Annotated in this window: 22 protein-coding genes, 3 tRNA genes and 2 pseudogenes; 5 read left to right on the plus strand and 22 right to left on the minus strand. The window is 51.4% G+C overall.

The genetic code is table 11. The features are described from left to right. Positions 1–7: 7 nt before the first annotated feature. Genes livM through ACMWKK_RS00940 form a run of 3 tightly spaced genes read left to right on the plus strand, consistent with a single transcriptional unit; the run spans position 8 to position 2,867 of the window. Complete coding sequence (livM, locus tag ACMWKK_RS00930; protein WP_112780783.1) at positions 8–1,282, plus strand: high-affinity branched-chain amino acid ABC transporter permease LivM; 1,275 nt, start codon at positions 8–10, stop codon at positions 1,280–1,282. Further along, positions 1,279–2,154 carry an ATP-binding cassette domain-containing protein gene (locus tag ACMWKK_RS00935; protein WP_112780782.1) on the plus strand — a complete coding sequence of 292 codons (876 nt, stop codon included), beginning with the start codon at positions 1,279–1,281 and terminating at the stop codon, positions 2,152–2,154. Before livM ends, ACMWKK_RS00935 begins: the two co-directional genes overlap by 4 nt. Further along, the gene (locus tag ACMWKK_RS00940) at positions 2,151–2,867 is read left to right on the plus strand and encodes an ABC transporter ATP-binding protein (RefSeq protein WP_112780781.1); all 717 of its coding nucleotides are present in this window, start codon (positions 2,151–2,153) and stop codon (positions 2,865–2,867) included. The genes ACMWKK_RS00935 and ACMWKK_RS00940 overlap by 4 nt, the downstream gene beginning before the upstream one ends. 117 nt (positions 2,868–2,984) lie before the next feature. Here ACMWKK_RS00940 and ACMWKK_RS00945 read toward each other — a convergent pair. Then, a pseudogene (locus ACMWKK_RS00945) lies at positions 2,985–4,164 on the minus strand (IS256 family transposase). An 82-nt stretch (positions 4,165–4,246) separates the two neighbouring features. Beyond that, positions 4,247–4,500: pseudogene (locus ACMWKK_RS00950) on the minus strand (lysozyme); the annotation flags it as partial. Between the two features lie 656 nt (positions 4,501–5,156). Here ACMWKK_RS00950 and ACMWKK_RS00955 point away from each other — a divergent pair. Next, positions 5,157–6,263, plus strand: coding sequence for a glycosyltransferase (locus ACMWKK_RS00955; RefSeq protein ID WP_181663662.1), 1,107 nt, complete (start codon positions 5,157–5,159; stop codon positions 6,261–6,263). Positions 6,264–8,442: 2,179 nt separating this feature from the next. On the opposite strand, the gene ACMWKK_RS00960 is transcribed toward ACMWKK_RS00955, so the two are convergent. The 7 genes from ACMWKK_RS00960 to uvrY all read right to left on the minus strand — a co-directional run bounded on the left by ACMWKK_RS00960 (position 8,443) and on the right by uvrY (position 12,855). Continuing rightward, complete coding sequence (locus ACMWKK_RS00960) at positions 8,443–9,102, minus strand: DUF2076 domain-containing protein (RefSeq protein ID WP_112780780.1); 660 nt, start codon at positions 9,100–9,102, stop codon at positions 8,443–8,445. A gap of 216 nt (positions 9,103–9,318) precedes the next feature. Further along, a tRNA-Leu gene (locus tag ACMWKK_RS00965) sits at positions 9,319–9,405 on the minus strand. An 11-nt stretch (positions 9,406–9,416) separates the two neighbouring features. Continuing rightward, a tRNA-Cys gene (locus ACMWKK_RS00970) sits at positions 9,417–9,490 on the minus strand. Between the two features lie 46 nt (positions 9,491–9,536). Then, positions 9,537–9,612: transfer RNA gene (locus ACMWKK_RS00975), tRNA-Gly, on the minus strand. Positions 9,613–9,764: 152 nt separating this feature from the next. Next, on the minus strand, positions 9,765–10,313 hold the full coding sequence (gene pgsA, locus ACMWKK_RS00980; protein WP_008500348.1) for a CDP-diacylglycerol--glycerol-3-phosphate 3-phosphatidyltransferase: 549 nt from the start codon (positions 10,311–10,313) through the stop codon (positions 9,765–9,767). A 56-nt stretch (positions 10,314–10,369) separates the two neighbouring features. Continuing rightward, positions 10,370–12,202, minus strand: coding sequence for an excinuclease ABC subunit UvrC (uvrC, locus tag ACMWKK_RS00985; RefSeq protein WP_112781796.1), 1,833 nt, complete (start codon positions 12,200–12,202; stop codon positions 10,370–10,372). Further along, the gene (uvrY, locus tag ACMWKK_RS00990) at positions 12,199–12,855 is read right to left on the minus strand and encodes a UvrY/SirA/GacA family response regulator transcription factor (protein WP_013096026.1); all 657 of its coding nucleotides are present in this window, start codon (positions 12,853–12,855) and stop codon (positions 12,199–12,201) included. The genes uvrC and uvrY overlap by 4 nt, the downstream gene beginning before the upstream one ends. Before the next feature lie 465 nt (positions 12,856–13,320). On the opposite strand from uvrY, the gene ACMWKK_RS00995 reads away from it, so the two are divergent. Then, positions 13,321–13,545: a DUF2594 family protein gene (locus tag ACMWKK_RS00995; RefSeq protein WP_008500345.1), complete on the plus strand. Its 225-nt coding sequence runs from the start codon at positions 13,321–13,323 to the stop codon at positions 13,543–13,545. Positions 13,546–13,611: 66 nt separating this feature from the next. Here the strand turns inward: ACMWKK_RS00995 and sdiA are convergent, their stop codons facing one another. The 13 genes from sdiA to ACMWKK_RS01060 form a co-directional block, all read right to left on the minus strand. Then, a complete protein-coding gene (gene sdiA / locus ACMWKK_RS01000; RefSeq protein WP_045326853.1) occupies positions 13,612–14,334 on the minus strand; it encodes a transcriptional regulator SdiA in 723 nt (240 codons plus the stop codon). A 221-nt stretch (positions 14,335–14,555) separates the two neighbouring features. Further along, on the minus strand, positions 14,556–15,308 hold the full coding sequence (gene tcyN / locus ACMWKK_RS01005) for an L-cystine ABC transporter ATP-binding protein TcyN (protein ID WP_045326854.1): 753 nt from the start codon (positions 15,306–15,308) through the stop codon (positions 14,556–14,558). Further along, complete coding sequence (gene tcyL / locus ACMWKK_RS01010; RefSeq protein ID WP_014884380.1) at positions 15,305–15,973, minus strand: cystine ABC transporter permease; 669 nt, start codon at positions 15,971–15,973, stop codon at positions 15,305–15,307. Before tcyL ends, tcyN begins: the two co-directional genes overlap by 4 nt. 21 nt (positions 15,974–15,994) lie before the next feature. Continuing rightward, the gene (dcyD, locus tag ACMWKK_RS01015) at positions 15,995–16,981 is read right to left on the minus strand and encodes a D-cysteine desulfhydrase (protein ID WP_045326856.1); all 987 of its coding nucleotides are present in this window, start codon (positions 16,979–16,981) and stop codon (positions 15,995–15,997) included. Between the two features lie 106 nt (positions 16,982–17,087). Continuing rightward, positions 17,088–17,888: a cystine ABC transporter substrate-binding protein gene (gene tcyJ, locus ACMWKK_RS01020; RefSeq protein WP_112781795.1), complete on the minus strand. Its 801-nt coding sequence runs from the start codon at positions 17,886–17,888 to the stop codon at positions 17,088–17,090. An 86-nt stretch (positions 17,889–17,974) separates the two neighbouring features. Further along, positions 17,975–18,526 (minus strand): flagella biosynthesis regulatory protein FliZ, encoded by a 552-nt coding sequence (gene fliZ / locus ACMWKK_RS01025; protein WP_112781794.1) that lies wholly within the window; start codon positions 18,524–18,526, stop codon positions 17,975–17,977. Between the two features lie 54 nt (positions 18,527–18,580). Further along, positions 18,581–19,300, minus strand: coding sequence for an RNA polymerase sigma factor FliA (locus tag ACMWKK_RS01030; RefSeq protein ID WP_014170714.1), 720 nt, complete (start codon positions 19,298–19,300; stop codon positions 18,581–18,583). Positions 19,301–19,432: 132 nt separating this feature from the next. After that, positions 19,433–20,641: an acyl-CoA reductase gene (locus ACMWKK_RS01035; protein ID WP_112781793.1), complete on the minus strand. Its 1,209-nt coding sequence runs from the start codon at positions 20,639–20,641 to the stop codon at positions 19,433–19,435. Then, positions 20,625–21,707, minus strand: coding sequence for an acyl-protein synthetase (locus ACMWKK_RS01040; RefSeq protein WP_112781792.1), 1,083 nt, complete (start codon positions 21,705–21,707; stop codon positions 20,625–20,627). Before ACMWKK_RS01040 ends, ACMWKK_RS01035 begins: the two co-directional genes overlap by 17 nt. After that, on the minus strand, positions 21,700–23,097 hold the full coding sequence (locus ACMWKK_RS01045; RefSeq protein ID WP_112781791.1) for an AMP-binding protein: 1,398 nt from the start codon (positions 23,095–23,097) through the stop codon (positions 21,700–21,702). Before ACMWKK_RS01045 ends, ACMWKK_RS01040 begins: the two co-directional genes overlap by 8 nt. Beyond that, positions 23,094–24,062: a transketolase family protein gene (locus ACMWKK_RS01050; RefSeq protein ID WP_112781790.1), complete on the minus strand. Its 969-nt coding sequence runs from the start codon at positions 24,060–24,062 to the stop codon at positions 23,094–23,096. Before ACMWKK_RS01050 ends, ACMWKK_RS01045 begins: the two co-directional genes overlap by 4 nt. Beyond that, entirely contained in the window at positions 24,059–24,868 is an 810-nt protein-coding gene (locus tag ACMWKK_RS01055) for a transketolase (protein ID WP_112781789.1), read from the minus strand. The genes ACMWKK_RS01050 and ACMWKK_RS01055 overlap by 4 nt, the downstream gene beginning before the upstream one ends. Then, positions 24,865–25,608, minus strand: a complete 744-nt coding sequence (locus ACMWKK_RS01060; RefSeq protein ID WP_112781788.1) for an SDR family NAD(P)-dependent oxidoreductase — start codon at positions 25,606–25,608, stop codon at positions 24,865–24,867. The genes ACMWKK_RS01055 and ACMWKK_RS01060 overlap by 4 nt, the downstream gene beginning before the upstream one ends. Between the last annotated feature and the right edge of the window lie 9 nt (positions 25,609–25,617).

The raw sequence follows: 25,617 nt of genomic DNA on the forward strand, positions 1-25,617 counted from the left end.
AGAGAAGATGACATCACCCGGTATTTCACTTAAGCGCTGCATTCTGGACGCCATTTTTTCCGGGCTGATTGCGCTGATTATCTTCGGCCCAATTGCGGGCGTGGTGCTCGACGGGTACAGCTTTACCTTCGCCGGGCAGCGCCTCGCCTGGATGGTCGGTATCGTCATGCTCGGGCGTTTTCTGCTGAGCGCCTTTTTAGGTACCGCCGCGGGCGCCCGCTTCCAGGCGCGCTTCGAAGCGGATAGCGAGGGCGTCTACGTCCGGCCACCGGAATACAAAAGCCGCATGCGCTGGATTATTCCTCTGGTGATTACGCTGGCCATTTGCTTTCCGTTTGTCGCCACTAAGTATGTGCTGACCGTCGCCATTCTCGGGCTGATTTACGTGCTTCTCGGTCTGGGGCTGAATATCGTCGTGGGGCTCGCCGGTCTGCTGGACCTGGGGTATGTCGCGTTCTACGCGATAGGCGCTTACGGCCTGGCGCTGGGATACCAGTATCTCGGCTTAGGCTTCTGGAGCATGCTGCCGCTGGCGGCAATCATGGCCGCCGCCGCAGGTGCCCTGCTCGGTTTCCCGGTGCTGCGCATGCACGGCGACTATCTGGCCATCGTCACCCTCGGGTTCGGGGAGATTATTCGTCTGATACTGAACAACTGGCTGACCTTCACCGGCGGCCCCAACGGCGTGTCGGCCCCTCCCCCTACCTTTTTCGGTCTGGAATTTGGGCGACGGGCGAAAGAAGGCGGCGTGCCCTTTCACGAATTTTTCCACCTGACCTACAACCCGAACATGAAGTTTATCTTCATCTACGCCGTGCTGTTCCTGGTGGTGATGCTGGTGCTCTACATCAAGCACCGCCTGACGCGGATGCCGATTGGCCGGGCGTGGGAAGCCCTGCGTGAAGACGAAATTGCCTGCCGCTCAATGGGGCTGAATCATGTTCTGGTTAAGCTTTCCGCCTTTACGCTGGGCGCCTCGACCGCGGGCATTGCCGGGGTGTTCTTCGCCACCTATCAGGGATTCGTGAATCCCACCTCCTTTACCTTCTTTGAATCGGCCCTGATCCTCGCCATTGTGGTGCTGGGCGGTATGGGCTCGACGCTGGGCGTGGTGCTGGCCGCCTTTGTGCTGACGGTCACGCCGGAACTGCTGCGCACCTTTGCCGAATACCGCGTTCTGCTGTTTGGCATGCTGATGGTGGTGATGATGATCTGGCGTCCACGCGGTTTGATCCGCATTAACCGCAGCGGGTTTGCCGTGCGTAAGGGCGTCGCGCCATGAACGAAACCATATTACGCGTTGAACATCTGATGATGCACTTCGGCGGGATTAAGGCGCTAAACGACGTCAACCTGGACGTGCAGCGCGGATCTATTACCGCCCTGATTGGGCCAAACGGCGCGGGAAAAACCACCGTGTTTAACTGCCTGACGGGCTTCTACAGAGCCTCCGGCGGCAGCATTTTATTTAATACACGCCATAAAACGACCAACGTTATTCAGATCCTCGGGCAAAAATTTCAGCCGGGCGACTGGATTAACCCCGCGCAGTTCGGGCAGCGTCTTTTCTACAAAATGTTCGGTGGTACGCACCTGGTCAACCGCGCCGGGCTGGCGCGCACGTTTCAAAATATCCGTCTTTTTCGCGAGATGTCGGTGGTGGAAAACCTGCTGGTCGCGCAGCATATGCGCGTTAACCGCAATCTGCTCGCCGGGATCCTTAACACGCCATCCTATCGACGAGCGGAAAGCGACGCCCTGGACAGAGCCTTCTACTGGCTGGAAGTGGTGGATCTGGTGGAGTGCGCCAATCGCCTGGCGGGAGAGATGTCGTACGGCCAGCAGCGGCGTCTGGAAATTGCACGGGCAATGTGCACCGGGCCGGAAATGATCTGTCTGGATGAACCCGCCGCCGGGCTGAACCCGGTTGAAACCCATAAGCTGAGCAGCATTATTCGCTTTCTGCGGGATCGCCATGACATCACGGTGTTGCTGATTGAGCACGATATGGGGATGGTGATGGAGATTTCGGACGACATTATCGTGCTCGACCACGGCGATGTTATTGCCAGAGGAAAACCCGAGCAAATCCAGCATGACGAAAAGGTCATTGCCGCCTACCTGGGCACGGACGAAAGCGAGGTCACCCTATGAGCGAACCGCTGCTGGCATTTCGCGAGGTGGATGTGTTTTACGGCGTCATTCAGGCGCTGAAGCAGGTCTCCCTTGAGGTGAATAAGGGTGAAACCGTGGCGCTGATTGGCGCCAACGGCGCGGGTAAATCGACATTGCTGATGTCCATCTTTGGCCAGCCCCGTATCCGCAGCGGGCAGATCCTGTTCGGTGGAAAAGACATTAGCCATCAGTCCACCCACTACGTCGCGTCCGGCGGCATTGCGCAGGCCCCGGAAGGCAGACGTATCTTCCCGGATATGACCGTTGAAGAGAACCTGCTGATGGGGACCATTCCCATCGGCAGTCAGTTTGCGGCTGAAGATATGCAAACCATGTTTGACCTGTTCCCACGTCTTAAAGAGCGGCGCAGGCAGCGCGCCATGACCCTGTCCGGCGGAGAACAGCAGATGCTGGCGATCGCCCGGGCGCTGATGAGCCGTCCGAAGCTGCTCCTGCTGGATGAACCGAGTCTGGGCTTAGCGCCGATCGTGGTGAAGCAGATCTTCCAAACGCTGCGCGAGCTGACCCGCAACGGCATGACGATCTTTCTGGTGGAGCAGAATGCGCATCACGCGCTGAAGCTTTCCGATCGCGGGTATGTAATGGTTAACGGACAGATCCGGTTAAGCGGCAGCGGTGAGGAGCTTCTGGGAAATCAGGAGGTGAGGAAGGCGTATTTGGGCGGGGTGTGACTGGCGAAGTTTCAGACATAAAAAACACTTTTCGATGAATAGGATTAATTTTCACCGAGAGAGCGTTCAGAATTCTGTGTCACGTTGAAAATTCTATAGCGTCATCATAGTATTCAGTCACCCTTCAAAATAAATGGCTAACTGCGACAATGTCAAATTCCAGCTCTGGATCGGCATTGTCCATTTCTCCTGTGCATTCATCAGCCCCAGATAAAGCAGCTTCAACAGGCTGTTTTCATTCGGGAACGCACCTTTAGTTTTGGTCTGTTTCCTGAACTGGCGATGTACCGATTCGATAGCATTTGTGGTGTAAATGACCTTGCGGATATTCGCCGGATAGCGGAAGTATGCCGACAGGTTTTCCCATTTGCGCCGCCACGACTGGAGGACCACCGGATACTGTTGGCCCCATTTTGCCTCCAGCTCATCCAGCGCCCTTTCTGCCGCTTCTTTTGACACAGCACGATACACTGGCTTCAGGTCCGCCATAAACGCTTTGTGGTATTTTGACGCCACATATTTAATCGAGTTGCGTATCTGGTGAATGACGCACAACTGAACTTCTGTCTGCGGATAAATGCTGTATATCGCCTCCGGGAAGCCCGTTAGCCCGTCCACGCAGGCTATCAGGATATCCTCCACGCCGCGATGTTGCAGGTCGCTTAATACTGACAGCCAGAAGTTCGCCCCTTCGCTTTCTGACAGATACAGACCCAGAACCTCCTTTTTGCCTTCCAGATTCAGCGCCAGCACGGTATAAACCGCTTTGCTCTGGTAACGGCCATCCTCACGGATTTTATAGTGAATGGCGTCCAGCCACACGAAGGGGTAAACCTTTTCCAGCGGGCGCTGCTGCCATAGCTTCAGTTCGGGAAAAACTTTATCGGTTACCGCACTGATGGTGGCGGTGGAAATGCTGAAGGCATAAAGCTCTTCAATCTCCCGGCTGATGTCCTGGTAACTCATCCCCAACGCAAACAGGCGAATGATCTTACGATCGAGCTCGTCGGACAGGGTAGTCTGGAGCTTTTTCACTAACTGAGGTTCAAACGTGCCATTACGATCGCGTGTCGTCGCCAGTTCGAAGCTGCCGGTCGGGGCTTTAATGGTCTTTTTGCCGGAGCCGTTTTTTACGGTTAGCGTCCACATCCGAAGCCATATGGGAAGCAAGTTCAGCAGACAAAGCAGCTTCAGTTAATTGTTTGATCAATGGCGTTAAGATGCCGTCTTTACCGGTTAATGCCTGACCGGATTGGAGAGCCTTAAGTGCTTTGTCGAAATCGAAGGGCTGAGACATGTGTCATTCCTTTTTGTTTGTATATTACTGGAATGACACAGAATTTCTAACACTCCCTTCACCGATCTATTCCTCAGCCCCCCAGAGATTTATTGCGTTCAATCGCGTTGACCCGATTGCATTTCGCTTGCGTCAGCTTCATGCCTTGCACCACCGACTACCATCAACCGCTGTGGTCCCACGCCAAATCGTCCAGATTCCAATACCATCTTTCTTTGCCGTCTTGTGGTCCCCTTCTTTCTTGTCCAGGAGTTGGTCGAAGATCGCAAGAATAGACGCACCAGCCAATATTAGTCTCAAAACAGCATAACTTGTCTTCGCTCTATTATTCACGATTCGAACTCCGTCTCCTCCAACACACAACCCCTTCACAAAAATCTCGTCGGTCCGATCGATATTATGGGTCTCTGAACGGCTGAGATATTCAATCACTGCCCATGTTCGTTGGCGATCTAACACAAAACGCTCTGCAGAAGCATGGCGATCTGCTTTAATCTTTACGCGATGGTATAGCCAACCTAAAATCGGCAGCAGAAATCCTTTTTCGGCAGGAACCAGGTAGGGTAAATCTAACGTTGTAATTCCGAGATAATCAGCAATTGTTGTGATGGCAATACCAGACCATGACAACCAGATGGTTTGTGGATTTAGCCTCATGCCTTACCCCTGTGGGTCCTACTTAAGATAGCGGTGAGGGTACTGCCGTCATACGGTCGGAATCACAACCCTATAGAGAGGGTCGCGTCAAAAACTTACAAATGTTAAACTCTTGCGAATCTGAAACAACCCAACTACTCATATGCTTAAGCTGACAACGACTCTCTTTATCTACTGTCTGACCTTCTGGTGGCGTGGTAGTACGCAAGAATGTGGTATGTGCACAGTACGGCGCTCTATCACATGTTGCAGTTGATTAAATAATATTCAAAAAAAGGATGAGCTATGTTACAAACCACCATTTTCTGGCAATGTACGATATAGGAAAAGGCATCATGAAGACTGAAGGCAAAATTAAAATTGCACATGTCGTTGTAGCATCGGAACTTGCTGGAGCACAACAGATAATACTAGATATACTAAGCAATATAAATAATGAAAACATAGAGAAATATGTTATTTGTGGTGAACTCCATGATGGTAGCAATGATTTTATTACTTCATTTGAAAATGCAAATGTTTCAATAATATCAGTCCCAGAACTGAAAAGAAATATAGGAAGATGTGATATAAATGCATTTTTAAAATTGTATAAGATATTTAAAGAGCATAAATTTGATATAGTTCACACTAACTCAACAAAGCCCGCGATAGTAGCAAGAACAGCAGCTAAATTAGCTGGTGTGAAAAATGTTATACATACTGTTCATGGTATCGCTTTCCACAAAAAAGTCCCATTCCCGTTGCGTTTAACGTACTGGTCTATCGAGTATTTTTCAGCTTTATTCGGGAATTACAACGTTTCAGTTAATAAATTTTACAAACGCTTCTACCCTTTTATTAACACACCTGTGATTCATAATGGAATTAACTTTAAAAAGTTCAATTTCAATAAAAAACAAAACGACTTCATAAATCTAGCATTTATGGCAAGGTTAGATGAACAAAAAAACCCATTGGAATTTTTGAATGCTGCAAAGTTAGTAAAACAACAATATAGTGGAAGCAGAAAAATTAAGTTTACGTTAGCTGGTGATGGACCTTTAATGAATGATTGTCTTGAATTTATAAATTCAAATGATATGAAAGATTACGTTGATGTCAGGGGTTGGATAAGAGACAAGAGTGATTTTTATAATAGTGTTGATATCCTTTGCCAGCCTTCTAATTGGGAAGCATTTGGTCTTGTTTTTGTAGAGGCTGCGTATTTTGAAATACCATCTATAGGTAAGGCTGTTGAGGGTGTTCCTGAGGTTATAGATTCATCGATAACAGGTTATACTTATAACGGAGGTGCTGAAGAGATGAGCAACATAATGATTAAATACATTGAATCTCCTCAACTCATTAAAGATCATGGGGTTGCAGCAAAGAGAAATGCATTAGAAAAGTTTTCTTTAGACCTTATGGTTGATAAATACAAAAAGCTTTATGGCCTCTAGTTTATATACTAGAATTTAAGTAGCGCCCATTCATAGTAGAATGGGCGTTGAATTGTACATTATATCATCTAAACGATACTGCTGCAGATCCTAATGGACTTGTTATTCTATTAATAATACTATTAACTCCCTGGACTTCAGTTGTTATGAGATCACCATCCAATGCAGCAGTTGCAACAATTTCAAGGGCCGATTCAGACAGCAATGGCCTATTAGTAATAATTCGTTCCCCCAGAGACTGTGAGTATGCTCTCTTGCACCTCTGGGAGAGTCGGGCAGTTGATATTTTAATTTTTCCCCGGAAGCAATAAACGCTCCACCAGCAATAGAGCAACCTTAAAGAGATGCAGAACTACTCCCAAACCGATTGTTTATTATGCTACTATTTTCACTTCCATTACTTAGCAAATTACAAATTTGGAGTGATATATCAGAAACAGCATTTATAACTATAACCCCATTTTCAAATGGGGTTATATCATTTGTTCTATACGTTACCTCGTTAAAACTCCAGATTTTTTGGATGTCGTTGATTTTAACGTAAAACTAACTCCTGATTATCTGCAACCGATAAAGCATGTTCCTTCAGGGGTAACATTCCACGTAGCGCATTTTATTTACAGGTATGATAACTAAATTGACTGATTTGAAGAGTAATACCCTTCTATAACTTTTACTTCTTTTGTATACGTAAGCGATTGAGCTATTTCGCGTGACAGGTCAACCATACAAATTTCTAATCAGGTCTATCTAATTCAAAGGATATTTACTGCTTTCATGGCAAGTAAATTATTTCCGAATCCATAACCCAATTCGGTTAAACATCAGTTCTTCGGTTGTGCTCTGTATTCCATCGATGAATATTTAAGATACCTAAATTAGCACTTCGTCATTCTCACATTCGTTGGCGTACGCCGAGTTTACGTTAGACACGATGCCTGTTGCATATGCTATTAGGTAAATCCAGAGCACCTTATTCAACCGTTCCCTATCCGTCAGGATAGCATGCCTTTGGTCAGCGGGTGCTTACGTAAAACGTTCTGGGTGTCACGATTCTGACTGATGAAGAAGGGGGGTACAGACAATCGCGGTAGTATCGTTACTCACAATTGACCCAAGGAACATTGATTTACCGAAAGCACGGGAACAGCGATACTCCAGTCAGTGGCAGGCCTGATAGAGGCGGTCCGGAACGTCCTGGTTCATTCGCCCCTCCCACATTAATAGGGAAGGCTAGGATGAAATCTTTTTTCCCTTTTCTGCAGGCGGCTCAATAATCGCAGCCGCTTCACGCTCAGCTTTTGAAACCTGATGACCCAGCGCAAAGGCTTCATAAGCCTAATCGGGATTATCGAATTGGTACTGCCCTAAATCTGCATGCGAATCAGGAATGCACCTAAATCAAAAGCTTCAGCGGTTCGGCGTCTTCGCGCACCATATGGGTGAACTTGTCGAACGCATCGGTGACGCGCTCATTACCGGCTTCTACCGCCGTAGTACGGGCGGAGCCGCCAACAGGCCACGTATAGTACGCGGGTAGGTATGCAGAATAGTGTCAAGCCCAATATATGTTCGACGCGGATGGACTTGAACGTCGGCGATCTTAGAATAAACGAAGAGCAACCGTGCATGGTATTGGTAAACACGTTACCATCACGCCTGCCTGTCCAGGTCAGGAATAGCGGAAACAAGCATGTTAGCCAACCCGGCGGGAACTCACCGGCGCGTACATGACCGGGTGCTGCTAGCCGCTTTCACCATAAAGACGTTTGCAAAACCCGATAGGATGCGACACGGTGATATTTATCTGTTAGGGTAAAACTGGCGTCAAGCAGATTAAGGCATGTACACCTCGTTTGCATGCGGCGGTTTCGCTGGCGCTCGCGGGAAATCATCTTCGTCAAGAAAATTGCAGGTTATGAAAAACTACCTTTGATGGTTTATACGACACTGCTTATCATTGATTTTTTCTCTTCTTTTCCCATAGAAGTAGGAGTGATACTTGTACCCACACGGCTTGAATGCCGGGGGCTCTCTTACAGGGTAATCACTAGTAATGAATACACTTCAGCCGCTACTCTTTTTTAGCTGACTAAATTCAGTCCTTTTAAAAAAATGCCAGTCATCTTAGTGACTGGCATTAACCATAAGGCCTCTTTTTTATCCAGCGTTAACGTCGTTAAATAAAACTGTCGTCATCATTATCGTCGTTCAGCCAGTCGTCGTTATTATTGCCGAGCGGATCGTTCTGGTTGAGAAAACGGGTGTCGGAGACATGGTTTATGTCGCCGTATTGATTACCGACAAACGGCTCACCACCGACGGGCATTGTCGGTTCTTCGATAATGTTCACGATCTCTTCCGGCCGCGACTGATGGAACATGCTGGTCAGCATTTCGGCCAGCGCGACGCCACCGGCCACGCCAGCGGCGGTCTGGAGCGCGCCAGCCATAAAACCGCCGCCGCGAGGAGCCGGCGCTGGCGCCCGCGAGTAATCTGGTGCCGGAGGCTGTTGCGGCTGAGCATTCCAGCTGTTATTTGGCTGCGGGTTGCTTTTGCCGCCACCAAACAGGCCGCCGAGGAAACTGCCGCCCGTCGAGGGTTTGCTTTTTTCTGCGGCTAATTCGCTTTCAAGCTCCTGAACCCGGGCCTGCAGGCGTTTCAGTGCCGCTTCCTGAATCAAGATCGATTGCGCCATATAGTAGGGGGCCGCAGGCTGCTGTTTGACAAACTCAGCGATCTGACGCTCTGCATCTGTATCCCGTTGGCTGTTTTGCTGTCCGGCCTGTTTCAGACGATCGAAAAGGCCGTTGATAAGCTGCTGTTCTTCATATTGCATGACAATAACCTTCCGCTCTCCAGGGTGGATATCATCTAGTTTATCAGCGGCGATAACCTGTGTCTGGCGAGTGAAATGTTTGTTTAAGAATGGTTGCAAGTTAGCGGAAACTCGCTCTGCTTTCGGGGCGAAAAAACTCAAATCGCAGGCACAAAAAAACCACCTTTCGGTGGTTTCACGACACTGCTTATTGCTTTGATTATTCTTTGTTTCCCATGGTAGCCGGAGTGGGACTTGAACCCACACAGCGCGAACGCCGAGGGATTTTAAATCCCTTGTGTCTACCGATTCCACCATCCGGCCAGGGAAGAAAGTGGAGGCGCGTTCCGGAGTCGAACCGGACTAGACGGATTTGCAATCCGCTACATAACCGCTTTGCTAACGCGCCGTAAAACTTTTCTAACTGACACCCGCTGTTGCGCATGTCTTTAATCTGGAGCGGGAAACGAGACTCGAACTCGCGACCCCGACCTTGGCAAGGTCGTGCTCTACCAACTGAGCTATTCCCGCATGTCATCAAGTAAACGTCTAACCACTTGATTTCACTATCGTCCGGCTTGCTGTGCCGCCGTTCGATGCGTTGCATTCTACTGATATGACGTTATGAGTCAACGTTATTTTTTGCATCCCCGGATCGTTTGCTGAAAATTACGGCGAAACGATCACTGATCAAGCAAATCCCCACGCGCGGCGTTCAAATATTGCAGCATGGACCACAGCGTCAGCACTGCCGCCACCCACAGGAGGCCAATTCCCGCCCACTCAACCCAGGCGTTTGGACGCCAGAGCATCCAGACCAGCGCCGCCATCTGCGCCGTCGTTTTCACTTTACCGATCCAGGAGACCGCCACGCTGCTGCGTTTCCCCAGTTCCGCCATCCACTCGCGCAGTGCGGAGATGATAATCTCACGGCCGATCATGGTGGCCGCAGGCAGCGTCACCCACCAGGTATGATAATGTTCAGCCACCAGCACCATCGCGATAGCAACCATGACTTTATCCGCTACCGGATCGAGGAAGGCGCCGAAACGGGTGCTTTGATTCCAGCGGCGCGCCAGATAACCGTCAAACCAGTCGGTTACCGCGGCGATCAGAAAGATCAGCGCGCAGGCGAAAGGTGCCCAGACAACCGGCAGATAAAACGCCAGCACAAAGAACGGTATAAGTACGACACGAAAGAGAGTGAGCAACGTAGGGATATTATATTGCATAGTGACGGTAACTATTTGTTGTCAGTAAAATTTAGCTCTATGTTGCTACAGAGCCCTCAATGTTTCAACGAGTAGTAGATCTTTTCTGCCAGCCCTTGCGAAATACCCGGCACTTTTGCAATTTCCTCCATGCTGGCGTTGAGTAATCCTTGCAATCCGCCCATATATTTCAGCAGCATCTGGCGACGTTTTGGCCCCACGCCTTCGATCGTCTCCAGGGAGCTGGTGTTTTTCACCTTCGCCCGTTTTTTGCGGTGGCCGCTGATGGCGTGATCGTGGGATTCATCGCGAATATGCTGGATAACGTGCAGCGCCGGGGAGTCCGGCGGCAGGCTGAAGCCCTCACCTTCCGGCTCGAAGAACAGCGTCTCCAGACCGGCCTTACGATCGGCCCCTTTCGCCACTCCCAGCAGCAGCGGATGGCTTTTATCCCAGCTGACATCAAGCGATTCAAATACCGCTTTCGCCTGGCCGAGCTGCCCTTTCCCACCGTCTATCAGGATCACATCCGGAATCTTGCTCTCTTCGATGGCTTTACCATAGCGACGACGCAGCACCTGATTCATCGCCGCATAGTCATCACCCGGCGTAATCCCGGTGATGTTATAGCGGCGATACTCGGCGCGCAGCGGGCCATTGGCATCAAACACCACGCAGGACGCGACCGTCTGTTCCCCCATCGTATGGCTGATGTCGAAACACTCCATACGCTTCACTTCCGGCAGCTTCAGCAGCGTCGCCAGAGCGGTTAAACGCTGGTGCACCGTCGACTGCTGCGACAGCTTGGTGGTGAGTGCCGTCGCGGCGTTGGTTCGCGCCAGCTTCAGATAGCGCGCGCGATCGCCGCGCGGTTTGGTTTGTACATTGACCCGACGGCCCGCCAGTTCAGAGAGCGAATCGGCCAGCAGGGTTTTATCGTCAAGATTAAAATCGAGCAGGATCTCAGAAGGCAGCGTGCGCATCTGGCTCCCCTGCAGGTAGAACTGCCCGACAAAGGTTTCCACCACTTCACCCAGTTCGGTACCGCCCGGCACTTTCGGGAAATAGCTGCGGCTGCCGAGCACTTTGCCCTGGCGAATAAACAGCACGTGCACGCAGGCCATCCCGGCGTCAAAAGCGACGCCGATGACGTCGAGATCGTCACCGGTATTGGAAACAAACTGTTTCTCTGTGACTCTGCGCACCGCCTGGATTTGGTCACGGATACGCGCAGCCTCTTCAAACTCAAGCGCGGCGCTGGCTTTTTCCATCCGCGCGATCAGCTGCGTTAAGACCTGATCGTCTTTGCCGGCTAAGAACAGGCGCACATAATCCACCTGCCGGGCATACTCTTCCTCACTCACCAGCCCGGCCACGCAGGGGCCCAGGCAGCGTCCAATCTGGTACTGCAGGCACGGGCGCGAGCGGTTGCGGTAAACGCTGTTTTCACACTGGCGGATCGGGAAGATTTTTTGCAGCAGCGCCAGCGTTTCACGCACGGCATAGCCGTTAGGGAACGGCCCGAAATATTCGCCCTTCGCGTGCTTAGCACCCCGGTGCATGGCGAGACGCGGATGGGTGTCGCCGCTCAGAAAAATAAACGGGTAGGATTTATCATCACGCAACAGGACGTTGTAGCGCGGCTGGTAGAGCTTAATGTAGTTATGCTCAAGCAGCAGCGCTTCTGTCTCCGTGTGCGTGACGGTGACATCAATATTCTGAATAAGTGAAACCAGCGCTTCGGTCTTGCGGGAGGCCAGGTTGCTGCGAAAATAGCTGGAAAGGCGTTTTTTAAGATCTTTCGCCTTCCCAACATAGATAACCGTACCGCCAGCGTCATACATGCGATAAACGCCAGGCTGGCTGGTTACGGTTTTCAGAAATGCTTTTGAATCGAATACATCACTCACTGACTTAACAACGTCTCCGCATTACACAGACCATGCCGGATGGCCAGATGCGTCAGTTCAACATCACCATGAATGTTCAGTTTACTGAACATGCGGTAACGATAGCTGTTCACCGTTTTAGGGCTGAGATTCAGCTGTTCCGAGATCTCATTCACCTTCTGACCTTTGGTGATCATCAGCATAATCTGCAATTCACGCTCAGACAAACTCGCAAACGGTGATTCCGTTTTCTCGGGTTCAATCTGGCTTAGCGCCATCTGCTGAGCGATGTCGGAAGCAATGTAACGTTGTCCGGCAAACACGGAACGGATTGCATTCACAACCTCCTGCGGCGCAGCACCTTTACTCAGGTAACCTGCAGCCCCCGCCTGCATCACTTTCGCGGGCAGTGGGTTTTCGGTATGCACGGTCAGCATGATGACTTTTGTATCAACAAAGGTACGCGCGATTTTGCGTGTTGCTTCAAGACCACCGATACCAGGCATGTTCATATCCATCAGGACCACGTCGGCCGAGTTGGTACGGCACCATTTTACCGCGTCTTCGCCACAGCACGCCTCACCGGCTACTTTAATACCTTTAATATCTTCAAGAATGCGTCGTATCCCTGCGCGCACCAGTTCGTGGTCATCAACAAGAAGGACGTTGATCAAAGGAAATGTCTCCAGAATAGGGATAACGCTACTGAGTGATAATTTGGTTTATATTAACGGTTTTCCTCACAAGATTAAAACGTTAAAAAACCGGCTATTCGATTTTGCTCTCGTTTTTGGAAATTAGGCTGTACAGCCTCTGGAAAGAGAGCCCGTGCATACTGGGCTTGTGCGGCTTTTTTTAAGCATCTGTATTCAAAAAGTTACAAAAAACTTGCAGCGCTTTCCTGCAAAAGAACAGTTCTCAAATTTTTGTAACAATAATTAACGCCAGACGAACCGGGTATAAACAATTAATAGCCTTAAGTGCGGTTCAGTTTACCGGCACGTCCTGTTTACGCAATTAAACACCTGCGTAAAAGTACGAAAAACAACCGCTGCATTTTTTGCTACAGCTTGTGGTATACTCCGCCGCCTTGACTTTCGTCGTCGCGCTTTAGCGCCGTTTAATAATGAGGAAAATAAATGAGCACACCTGAATTTGCCACTGCGGAGAATAACCAGGAACTGGCACAGGAAGTAAACTGCCTGAAAGCGCTGCTAACGTTGATGCTGCAGGCGATGGGCCAGGCGGATGCCGGTCGTGTGATCATTAAAATGGAAAAACAAATCGCGGAGATGGAAGACCAGGCTGAATCTGCGGTATTTGCTAACACCGTTAAGCAAATCAAACAAGCCTACCGCCAGTAACAAAAAACGGCTGAATGCGGTGCATTCAGCCGTTCGCTCGTCTGTCACGCAGAACGTATTATCCCGTCAGATCAGCCCCGTTGCCGCCGCATAGCACGCGATCTGGGTCTTGTTGGGCGCATTAAACTTCTTCTGCATATTCTTCTGATGGAAGTTAACGGTATTCTCGGAGATGGAGAGAATGATCGCTATTTCCGCAGACGTCTTCCCTTCCGCAGTCCATTTGAGAATTTCACGTTCGCGTTTGCTGAATTTCATTTCGGGTGGCATGACCATCTTATCTTCAAAACGCATCAGCGAAGTTAAGGCCATTTGCACCAGCATTTGCAGCCGCAGTTCTATTTCCTCATGGGCTAATGGCCCTTCCTGTACACGCGTACGGGAAACGGACAGGAAACCGAGCGCGTGATTGGGCAACATCAGGCACTGCGTTATTCCTGCGCGTAAACCGTGATCCTGCGCGCTGTGCCATAATTCCTGCGCGTCAGCAAATAATCCGTCGGTCCAGGGTAAATGACCCTGAATGAAATTCTCCGGTTTTAACACCGGATCAATCGCGAAATAGTTCGCGGACTGATATTGCGCCATCCACTGCTTTGGATAAGTGGTTTGCAGCGAGATCTTAGGCCGCGTAAATGGCACAGGATGACGCACGCAGAGCGCGTAATAATCGAATTCAAGCGCCTGCGTTTGTCGCTCTAGTTCCTGATATACCTCGTCGGCACAGGTCAATTCCTGAAACCGGAGGAAGCAATCCCGTCGCCAGCTGAAAAAGTCTGAATCCTTCATACTTACTAAATGAAGCCTCTGAAAAGATAATCATTATTATGGTGAATATAACCTAACACATAAAACTTATTTCTAACTACAAAATATCGGCAATTGTACAATTAACTTTACTATTGATAAGGTTTATCCGAGCCGGACGGAATAAAAAAACATCGGATTGCGCGAAGAAGGGGAATAATTTGCCCCAGCGTAAATTTCTGGAGCAAATTAGTGCAAAAATGCTACTGCATCAGGAATTTTTCAAGGAACTGACGGGTCCGCGGCTGCTGTGGGTTAGCAAACAGGCTTTTTGCCGGCCCCTGCTCCACAATCCGCCCCTGATCCATGAAGATAGCTCTGTCAGCAACGTCGCGTGCAAAGCTCATCTCGTGCGTGACGATCACCATCGTCCGTTTTTCCTGCGCCAGCTGGCGGATGGTGTTCAGCACTTCGCCCACCAGTTCCGGATCGAGCGCAGAGGTCGGTTCATCAAAAAGAATCACGTCCGGGCGCATCGCCAGCGCGCGCGCTATTGCCACGCGCTGCTGCTGCCCTCCGGACAGGCGGCGCGGATAGCTGGTCTCTTTCCCCGCCAGCCCAACTTTTGCCAGCAGTTCGCGCGCACGCGCCGTTGCGTCTTCCTTCGCTTCACCTTTAACAATGACCGGCCCTTCAATAATGTTCTCCAGCACCGTGCGGTGCGGGAAGAGGTTGAAGTTCTGGAAAACAAAGCCGACATGCTGGCGCAGGCGGCGAATCAACCCTTTCTGCTGGCTGAGGGATTTTCCGGTATCAATCGTTATTTCCCCCACCCGAATGGTGCCACCTTCCGGCTGTTCAAGCAGGTTAATGCTGCGCAGCAGCGTCGTCTTTCCCGAACCGCTCGGCCCGATAATCGCCACGACTTCACCCTGCTCGACTTCAAGATCGATCCCGTGGAGCACCGTTTGACCGTGGAATTTTTTCACCAGGTTTTTGACGTCGATAGCACTCATTTTGGATCACGCTCCTGGCGGTTAAGCTGGTTTTCGAAGTAGTTTTGCAGGGCAGACAGCACCGTCGCCATCACCCAGTAAATCAGCGAGGCGGCCAGATACATGGTAAAGACCTCAAGCGTGCGCGACGTAATCAGCTGCGCCTGACGGAACAGCTCCGGTACCTGGATCGTTGCCGCCAGGGAGGTATCCTTCACCAGGCTGATGAAGCTGTTGCTCAGCGGTGGAAGCGCCACCCGCGCCGCCTGCGGCAGAATGGCGCGACGCAGCGTCTGCCATGGCGTCATCCCGATACTGGCCGCCGCTTCCCACTGCCCTTTGTCGATGGAGGAGATGGCCGCTCGCAGCGTTTCAGAGGTATACGCCGCGGTATTGAGAGACAGGCCAATCATCGCGGCGGGGATCGGATCCAGCTCGATGCCAAACTGCGGTAGACCGTAGTAGATCATAAAAAGCTGGGCAATAAGCGGCGTACCGCGAAATACGGAAATGTAAAAGCGCGCCAGCCAGCGTACCGGCAGGATGGGCGACATGCGCATTAATGCCAGCACAAATCCCAGTACCAGCCCGAAGAACATCCCGCCAATACTGAGCTGTAACGTAAATACCGCGCCTTTCAGCAGATACGGCAGAGAATCAATAACCAGTTGAATACTTTCTTGCATTATTATTTTTCGACCTGATTTTTAGACATGAGGATGGTAGGCAAACAGCGCAGGCGCCCCGCCGGTATGGACAAATAAAATCGGCCCTTCATCCTTAAAGCGTTTCTGCGCAATGCCGTCAATCAGTCCGGCCATCGCTTTACCGGTATAGACCGGATCGAGCAGGATGCCCTCGAGGCGCGCCAGCAGCTTCACCGCTTCCATGCCCTCTTCGTTTGGCGTGCCGTAGCCCGGCGCAAAATAGTCATCCCAGAGCAGGATATCGGCCTTTGCCTTCAGCTCCAGCTGCTCTGCGACCGCCTGCTGTAACGTAACCACTTTTGGCTTTTGATCCGCAACGCTGCGGGATACGGTGACGCCAATCAGCTCGACGTCCGGCAGGAGCTGCTCCAGCCCCACCGCCAGCCCGGCATGCGTGCCCGCACTGCCGGACGCGACCACCACGGAGGAGAGGCTCACCGCGCCCTCGCACTGCTGCGCGATTTCCAGCGCGCTTTCCACGTACCCCAGCGCGCCCAGCGCGTTCGACCCGCCGACGGGGATAACGTAGGGGCGAAAACCCTGCGCTTCCAGGCGCGTCGCCAGCTCATCGAGCTGGGCCGTCGGGTCGGTCAGCGCATCTACCATTTCCACCTGCACGTTAAACAGATCCAGCAGCAGGCGGTTGCCGTTGGTGAGATAGTTTTCAGCCCGCGTGCCAATCGGGTTTTCCAGCAGAGCCACGCAGTGGAGCCCAAGTTTCGCCGCTACGGCCGCCGTCTGGCGAACGTGGTTGGACTGGATAGCCCCGGCAGTAATGAGCGTATCCGCGCCCTCGCGCAGGGCGTCCGCCGCCAGAAACTCCAGCTTGCGCAGCTTATTGCCCCCCATCGCCATCGGCGTCACGTCATCACGCTTGATAAAAATATCGCGCCCTAAATAATCAGAAAATCGCGGCAGGTACTCCAGCGGCGTCGGCGCGCCGATAAACTCCAGGCGGGGAAAGCGCGTTAAATTCTGTAGTGACATGGGTTCTCCGGTAACGCTGACAAAATGTGATATTTTTCATTATGCACGCAGACGCGTAAGAAATAAAAAAGGCGCTTTTAAAAGCGCCTTTTTTTACGTCAAAGACTTATTTGGTGACGTCGACTCCGAACCACTTCTCGGAGAGCGCCTTCAGGCTACCGTCTTTTTGCATTTCGGCAATGGCACCATCAACTGCTTTAACCAGGTCTTCATTGCCCTTGCGGATAGCGACGCCAGCTTCCTGACGCGAGAACGGCTCACCCGCTACCGCCAGGGTATTGTTGGTTTTCTTCACCAGATCCAGCGCGGCCAGGCGGTCAACCAGAATGGCGTCGATACGGCCCACGCGCAGATCCTGGTATTTCGTCGGGTCATCATCATAGGTGCGGATGTCCACGCCCTGCACGTTCTGGCGCAGCCACTCTTCGTAGTTGGTACCCAGACCGACACCGACTTTCTTCCCTTTCAGGTCTGCGGCAGTTTTAATCCCGCCTTCGTTGCCTTTCTTCACCAGCGCCTGAATACCGGACACGGTGTACGGCGTAGAGAAGTCATACTTCTTCTTACGCTCGTCAGAAATGGTCACCTGATTAATCACCACATCAATACGTTTGGAATCCAGCGAAGCCAGCATGCCGTCCCATTTGGTCGGCTTCAGGGACGCTTTCACGCCGAGGTGCTTCGCCAGCTCTTCAGCAAACTCCACTTCAAAACCGGTCAGCTTACCGTCATCGCCCTGGAAGCTGAACGGAGGATAGGTTCCTTCCAGCCCGACCAGCAGCGTACCGCGCTCTTTTACTTTATTCAGCAGGTTTTCTGCAGCGAACGTTTTCACGCTCATGCCCGCAACCAGCGCAACGGCCATAACACCCATCAGCGCCTGACGACCCAGAAGTGCAAATTTCATAAATACCCCGATATAGTGGAATTTTTACGTAGTGTAGAGAAATCGCCTGCAACGTCAAAGGCGACTGCGCTACATCTTATTCTTTTTTAATATATATCAGAAGTTGTTCCGGCGTGGACTTTCTGCTTTATGGCACCCGGCATTTGTACCTTGTATTGCGCATACTTGCGCAGCGCAATTCGGTAGTTGTTGGTGCTGGTCGCAGGCAGCCACGGCTCCAGATTTTCGTCCAGATAACCGGTTTTCAGCAGATCGCGAGAAATATTGTTGACGGTCAGATGTTGCCCAAGGCGACGCAGGCGAACCACATATTCGCGCACGGTGCCGTGGCTCATCTCCGTTTGTTCAAACAGGAACTGCTTGAAGCCGATAATATCGAAGAAGTCGCTTTGCTCTTTGCAGTGGAGATCCCCACAGAAACGGCAAAGCGCCACCCACTCTTTTTGCTCTTCGAGCCATGCTGCTTCGTCCATCAACGTGTCGAGACGCGAAATCGCAATCTTATTCACGATTTCGCCCCGGCGAACCAGCGTGATACGATCGAGTAACTTGTTACAGTGGGCGCAATGCGTCTGGCTGTGTTTAAAGTCTTTCAGGTAGCGGCTTAAAGGCCGTCTTTTAGATTGCTGCACCGTCATGATAACTCCTGGTTGTCAATACGTTGTGCGGCATTTTTCAGGTGAATCAATCACCTATAACTTACCCAGCTTGGTTCGTAAGCGTTTGATGGCCTGGCTGTGCAGCTGGCTCACCCGCGACTCTCCCACCTCCAGAACAGCGCCAATCTCTTTGAGGTTAAGCTCTTCCTGGTAATAAAGGGTCAATACCAGCTGTTCGCGTTCAGGCAGAGCTTCGATAGCCTCCATGACGCGCTGGCGTAAATTCCCTTCCATTAAATGGTGTAACGGGTTTTCCTGCTGGTGCTCATCCGTCACCAGCTCGATGCTATCGCCATGCTCTTCGCGCCACTCGTCATAAGAGAAGAGTTGGCTATTATTGGTATCGAGCAACATCTGACGATACTCTTCAACAGCGATGCCAAGACGTTCCGCCACTTCGGTTTCCGTTGCGTTACGTCCCAGCTCCTGTTCCAGCTGCCCCATCGCATGCGCCACTTCGCGCGCGTTGCGGCGAACGCTGCGCGGCACCCAGTCACGGCTGCGCAGCTCGTCCAGCATCGCACCACGAATACGCTGAACTGCGTAAGTCGTAAATGCCGTTCCTTGCAGAGCGTCGTATCGGTCAACTGCATTCAATAACCCGATACCGCCCGCCTGTAGCAGATCGTCAAGTTCCACGCTCGCCGGCAAACGCACCTGGAGGCGCAATGCTTCGTGACGCACCAGCGGGACATAACGCTGCCACAGCGAGTGTTTATCCATTACACCTTCAGCGGTATAGAGTGAATTCACGATAAACAGCCCTGCGTTAGTTGAGTTATCGGCATGATTATCCGATTCTGCAGGGCGTTCAATTGGATGAATAGTGGGTGAAATGGGGGGTTATTTAGGGGTTATAGTAAAAATGAGAGTGTAGCTAACAAGTTACCCGCGCTTAAAGGCTAAAGTTTTGGTTAGCATTTTCAGCAGATCATATCCGTCCCAGTGCAATGAGAAGTTCATTGTTTGCCCAAGCGGAACAATGCGGTCAATACCTTTTGGTGCGCCTCGAAAAATTAGACGATTAATCATTTCTTCTGGAACGCCCAAAGTTGCGAGTGTCTGGCATTTCACGCCGCACACCGGAACGATCTCCAATATATCATCAACCAGCCACTCATAGAAAAGGCCATCTCCGCGATGATCCTCCAGCATTCTTTGGCTGACAGCGGTCGCCTCTGCTCGTAAAAAACGCCGGGTGGGTGCCGCAATATATTTTAACCGGGGGTCTTCTGCAGCGTATCGGCAATAATTAGCCAGAGCGTTAACTACCGCGACGGCTTCAGGTGCCGGTCGGCCACAAAGCCACCGATCAAAAATCAACCAAAATTGCTCGCGCGCCGCGGCTTTACGGTCCTTTTCTCCTGTCCAGACCACCAACTTCGGTGCCGTACAGGCTTGCTGTTGTGTTAGTAACGTATCATTGAAGAAATCCTCAGCAATGCGCATTTTATTTTCAGCTGCAAGATAATAATCAGCATTAATAACGCAAATGGAGTACCGATCTGCAAAAGCAATATCCACGGCGCGGGCTGGCAGCGGAAACTTACGAATATGTGCAATCGTTCTGTCGCCCCCCCAGATTAAACGCGCCTGACAAGCTGCGGAAATTGCCTGTGTTATTTCATCCTCATGGTTGTATTCCACGAGACAAATCAATTCGCGCATTGCCACATGCTCTTCCAACGCCTGGTTAAGAGCCTGGCAAATAATATTAACCTGAATGAATTTCTTAGATGGGAGACGAACAATATTCGCATTACCCGTCAACAGTCCCGCAAGCAAAGAATAGGCAAAATTGACCGCGACGTTTGATGGGGCAATATGAAAGACAACACCTCTCCCCATCAGGATACCGTCTGATGCGTAAGTCTCTTTCATTTGTCTGAGAGCAGATTTACGGCACCAGAATGCCAGGGAAACCACATCGCTGAATTCACGTGACTGCGCCAGCGCAAGCAGCGTTCGCGAAAATGTCTGTAAAAATTCCAGGATCTCGTCATCAAACGGTACGCGCGGCTTGATATGCGCCATCTGCGCCAATACCTGGGCATTACCCACTCGGTAGCTCAGGGCATCAAAATTCTGCGGCATAGGTATCACTGCACCCTCTGGTCTCTGCATTTTTTAGTCGGCCTAAAATTCGAAAATACTTACCTGCCCTGCCACAGGGACAATCATCCTCTCCCAGAAGAACGCCCTCATCCTCGGTAAGGAGTGAGTGACCTGGATAGGACTCGGGCAAAGTGGACACTACCTGGACAATACCTGGCTTACCCGAAGGACAGACAGAAAAATCAAGCGGGTCGCGCACGATCACATCGGAAAAAATACTGGCGTGAAAATGCCCGTGCTCGCACTGCATATATACGCAGCCGGTCTGTTCAACCATGCCGTAATAGTCGTAGACGCGTGTTAAGCTGCTGACATTATGCATTGCCTTCGAGAAGGCATCCGCAGAAACAGCCTGTGACTGCAGCTTCTTCCAGCCGCCGCCATGAATGAGGATCCCGTTCGCCAGATCCAGCTTTTGACCACTCGCATTCAACGCCCGGTAAAAATGCTGCCAGACCATAAAGGTAAAGCCAAACAGGAGGACAGGCTTCCCCTGGTGGCGCGCCAGAAAAGCGTTTACCCCTTCATAATTAAGCGTCATATCGTCATTTAATGCATAGAAGCGATCTGAACCGAAAATTGAAAAACCGAGAATACCGGCTCCACGGGCCGAGAACATATTCCTGTCTTTCATTACGGCGGGGCTGTCAATAATCAACATCGGCAGTCGGCCTGCACCCGTAAAATGGTTCACAATTCTGACCAGCGTTTTTTGCTGACGTGCTGCCGTGGTTTTATCGAGAAAGATACGTGAGACGCTTTGCCCGGTAGTGCCGGATGAAGTCATGGTTTTCACCACTTCTTCATAAGGTACGCTTTTTAACTCGAGCATTTTAAACAATGAAACCGGTAAAAAAGGGATATCTTCAATCGACTTGATGCCTTCAACATCGCTTCCCAGCCCCTGCAGAATATTGCGGTAGGCGGTGCAATACTGCTGGTGATGCCGGGTCAGCTTTTGCAAACGCTGGAGTAGCGCGGAACGCTTTTCATCACGCGTTAAAGCAAATGGGCCGTGGCTTAGCCACTCGTCAAACTCAGTCACAGAGCGCCTCCAACTCGCGGTACAAGGTTTTTCCCGCCGGATTCTTGGGGATGTTATCTATACTAACCACATTAAACGCTGAGTGATGAATATGGCAGGAGGTCGAGAGATAGTGTTTTACCGGGTCTGCCGCAGCCGCGTCGGTAATAAATACCTGAACGCGATCGTCCCGGCCGGTCACCACACACTCCATCTGAGGGAAAGCGCTGTTCACCAGGTGCTCCAGCTCATCAAGCCCAACACGATTACCAAACACTTTTAAAAAACGCGATTTACGCCCAACGATGGTGTACAAACCTTTCTCATCGCGCAAGGCCAGATCGCCCGTCGCCAGACGTCCTCGACGCTCATCACCTTTGTTGAGATCTTCGCGGCAGGTGGCATAGCCCAGCGTCACATTCTCGCCGTAATAAATGAGCTCCGCGCTCTGACCGCTCGCACTTACTTCATTTCCGGCCTCATCCTCAAGCGCAAAACGACCGCCGGGGATCGCCATGCCCATCACACCGGGATTGTTGGCAGCGAGTTCTGCCGGCAGATATCCCATGCGCGAAGTGGCCTCAGAGGCACCGTACATAACAAAAAAGCGCATGCCTTTTTGCCCAGCCCATTCAGCTAACTCCCGGTGCAGCTCGGGGCGAAGCTTTCCGCCAGCCTGGGTTAAGGTTTTTAATGATGGGAGATCCATGCGGTTAAATCGCAGTTTCTTCAGCATCTCCCAGCTATAGGGTACGCCGGCTAAGGAAGTTGCCCCCTGCTGCTTGATAATCCTCCAAAATTCGGGCTGAACAGGACTGCTATTGGTCAGCAGCAATGTCGCGCCCTGCGCAAGATGGGTATTGATAATGGACAAGCCATACACATAGTTCATCGGCAGCCACGCGAGGGGCCGTTCATTACCATCAATGCCCAGATAATCAATGATGCTGCAAGTGTTGCTGAGGAGGTTCTGGTAACTCTGACGAACCAATTTAGGGCTACCGGTAGAGCCGGAAGTCGCAATTAATAACGCCAGAGATCCATCCATTAGCGGAGCAGGCTGATGCAATTCCTGAAGCGAGTAACCAAAGTATGTATCGACCGAGCTACTCCCATTAGATGGCTTCCAGATAAACCCCGGACGATAGCGTTCGAGCAGTTGTCCAAGCAGTTCTGGAGCAATCGACTTATCCAGCATTAGCGGTACCGCTTGGGCATTCAGGCAAGCAAGATAGCCCACCAGCGCGCCGAAGGCGTTTTCGCAAAGACAGAAGACTAACGCACGGGAGGGTAATTTCGCCGCCAGGTGAGTGACGGCCTGATGTAATTCGCGGTAGCTCAGTGACTCACTCTGCTCATTAACGGCGGCAATGCGATCGCCATGTTCTTCGAGCGCCCAGAATGCTTTCATAACGCATGCTCCAGGATCGTGCCCGCAATCTGCGGCGCCGTGAGCCCGTTCTGCTCAAGCATCCAACCATATTCCCCGACATGGGTATATCCCTGGCCAATGCCGAGCGTTAACAGGCGTGGCGCATCAGCCTGGGTCACCAGGTACTCAGCAACCGCACTGCCCAGACCACCGATAATGCTATGCTCTTCAATACTGACTATTAATCGACAGCCAAGCTGCTTTTTCAGCATCTCAGTGTCGATCGGTTTGATGGTGTGCATATCGATCACGCTGCACTCAATGCCTCGTTCAGACAAGGCTTCAGCTGCTTTTAATGCGGGCGAAACCATGCTGCCAGTCGCCACCAGGGCGACGTCACGACCCGCGCGCAGTTGATTTGCTTTGCCAGGAATAAATTCACGAGCTTCGCGATATACAATTGGCGTACGCATCCCGCCCGTCAGCCGCAGATACACCGGGCCATCATGCTGCGCAGTGGCAAGCGTCATCAACGCGGTGGCAGTGGCATCCGCGGGAGAGAGGATCATAAGATTCGCAATCGAGCGCAGCGTCGCAATATCTTCAATACCATAATGCGTTGTACCAAACATCCCCATAGCAAAGCCTGATGCCAGACCCACGACTTTTATATTTCCCTGTAGATAGCCCATGTAGTGGCGCATCTGTTCACACGCGCGCAGCGCGGCAAAATTCGCAAAGGTAGTAGCAAAGGGAATACTGCCCTGCGAAGCAATACCCGCCGCCACGCCGATCAGATTTTGCTCGGCGATCCCCACGTTGAGATAGCGCTCTGGGAAAGTATGGCTAAAACGTTCCATACCTGAAGTGATACCCAGGTCTGCCGTTAGGCCAACGATATTCGGATTTTGTTGTGCCAGAGCGAGCAGCGCGACGCCGAACGTCCCGCGGGTGCCCATCATGGACCAGGCACGAACCTCAGCCGGAGAAACGGAAAGATTCATTTCAACTCCTCCAGCGCGGCCTGATACTGAGCAGCCGACAATTTTGCGCGATGATAAGCGTTATTATTTTCCATGAAAGAAATCCCCTTACCCTTAAGGGTACTGGCAATCACCGCCTTTGGTTTCCCGTAAGAGGAAACACTGAACGCCCGCTGCAGCACGCTGACATCATGTCCGTCGCAGACTTCAACATGCCAGCCACATGCCTGCCACAGTGAAACTAAGTCCATTTTTAACGTTTTCTCGCAGGCGATATCAGACTGATAGCCATTAACGTCAACAATAGCGGTGATATTATCCAGGTCGTGGTGCGCGGCAAACAGTGCGCTTTCCCAGATGGTGCCTTCATTGCACTCGCCGTCGCCGAGCACAACATAGCTCTGCCACGGCTGATTTTTCAGGCGCTGGTGCCACGCAATTCCGCAGGCATAGCCCACGCCGTGCCCTAAGGAGCCGCCTGCAAAATCAATTCCCAGCGCCGGGCTCATTGGCGTCAGTGCAGGAAACAGGGAGCCGTTGCAATCAAAGGTCGCTAGCTGCGCCGAGCTAAGCACGCCGTAATGGTGCAGCGTGGTGTATAACGCCAGCGCGGCATGACCTTTACTCAAAAGGAAACGATCACGATTCAGCGACGCCATATTCTCTGGCTGATAGCGCATTACCGAACCATATAGCACAGCTGCAATGTCGACCATCGACAGCGCCGAGCCCAGATGAACGCCATCGACAGGGGCCTTAAACGCCACATCAATAATTGAACGGCGGATCTGACGCGCCGCGAACTCCAGTTTCGCAGCAGTGCTCATCGTAAACCTCCATCCACGCGAAGCGTCTGACCGGTGATGTAGCTGGCCAAATCTGAGATTAAGAACACCGCCGTATCTGCAATATTGGCTGGATGACCCAGACGGCGAAGATCGGTCTGATTGCGGGTTTGCTCAATAATGGCCGAAGGTAGCGTCCCCAACATGTCCGTATCGGTAATACCCGGCGCAATACAGTTCGCACGGATCCCGACGTCGCCAAGCTCGGTCGCAATCGCATTGGTCAACGCGATTACCGCGGCTTTCGATGCGCCGTAGGCTGATTTTCCGGCATTGCCATCCTGCGCGGCAGTCGAGGCGATGTTCACAATGCTCCCCTGCTTTTGTCTGACCATCAACTTCGAGACTGACTGAGTAAAATTGAAAAGCGCGAAGAAATTCACTTCAAACTGCTGACGCAGCACCTGCTCCGTAGTCATCTGGAATAATGCGTTATGGGTAATTCCCGCGTTATTCACTAGACCGTGCAGGGGCCGTTTATCGCTCATCAATTGTTTTACGGCCGCTTTCATCGCTGCGCTATTGGTCAGTTCGAAACAAAGAGGCCAGACTTTCACGCCGTGCCGTTCAGAAGTCACCGCCATATCCGTCAAAAAATCATCATCTGCACTGCGAGCGTGGGCATAAATATTTGCGCCATTCGCGGCAAATGCTTCGACCATCGCCCGACCAATACCCCGTTTGCAGCCGGTGATAATGACGTTTTTATTTTTTAACAGCATAACGATCTC

The organism is Enterobacter sp. 01-M-03-SI-ECC (genome assembly GCF_047530215.1).
Classification (GTDB): domain Bacteria; phylum Pseudomonadota; class Gammaproteobacteria; order Enterobacterales; family Enterobacteriaceae; genus Enterobacter; species Enterobacter chengduensis.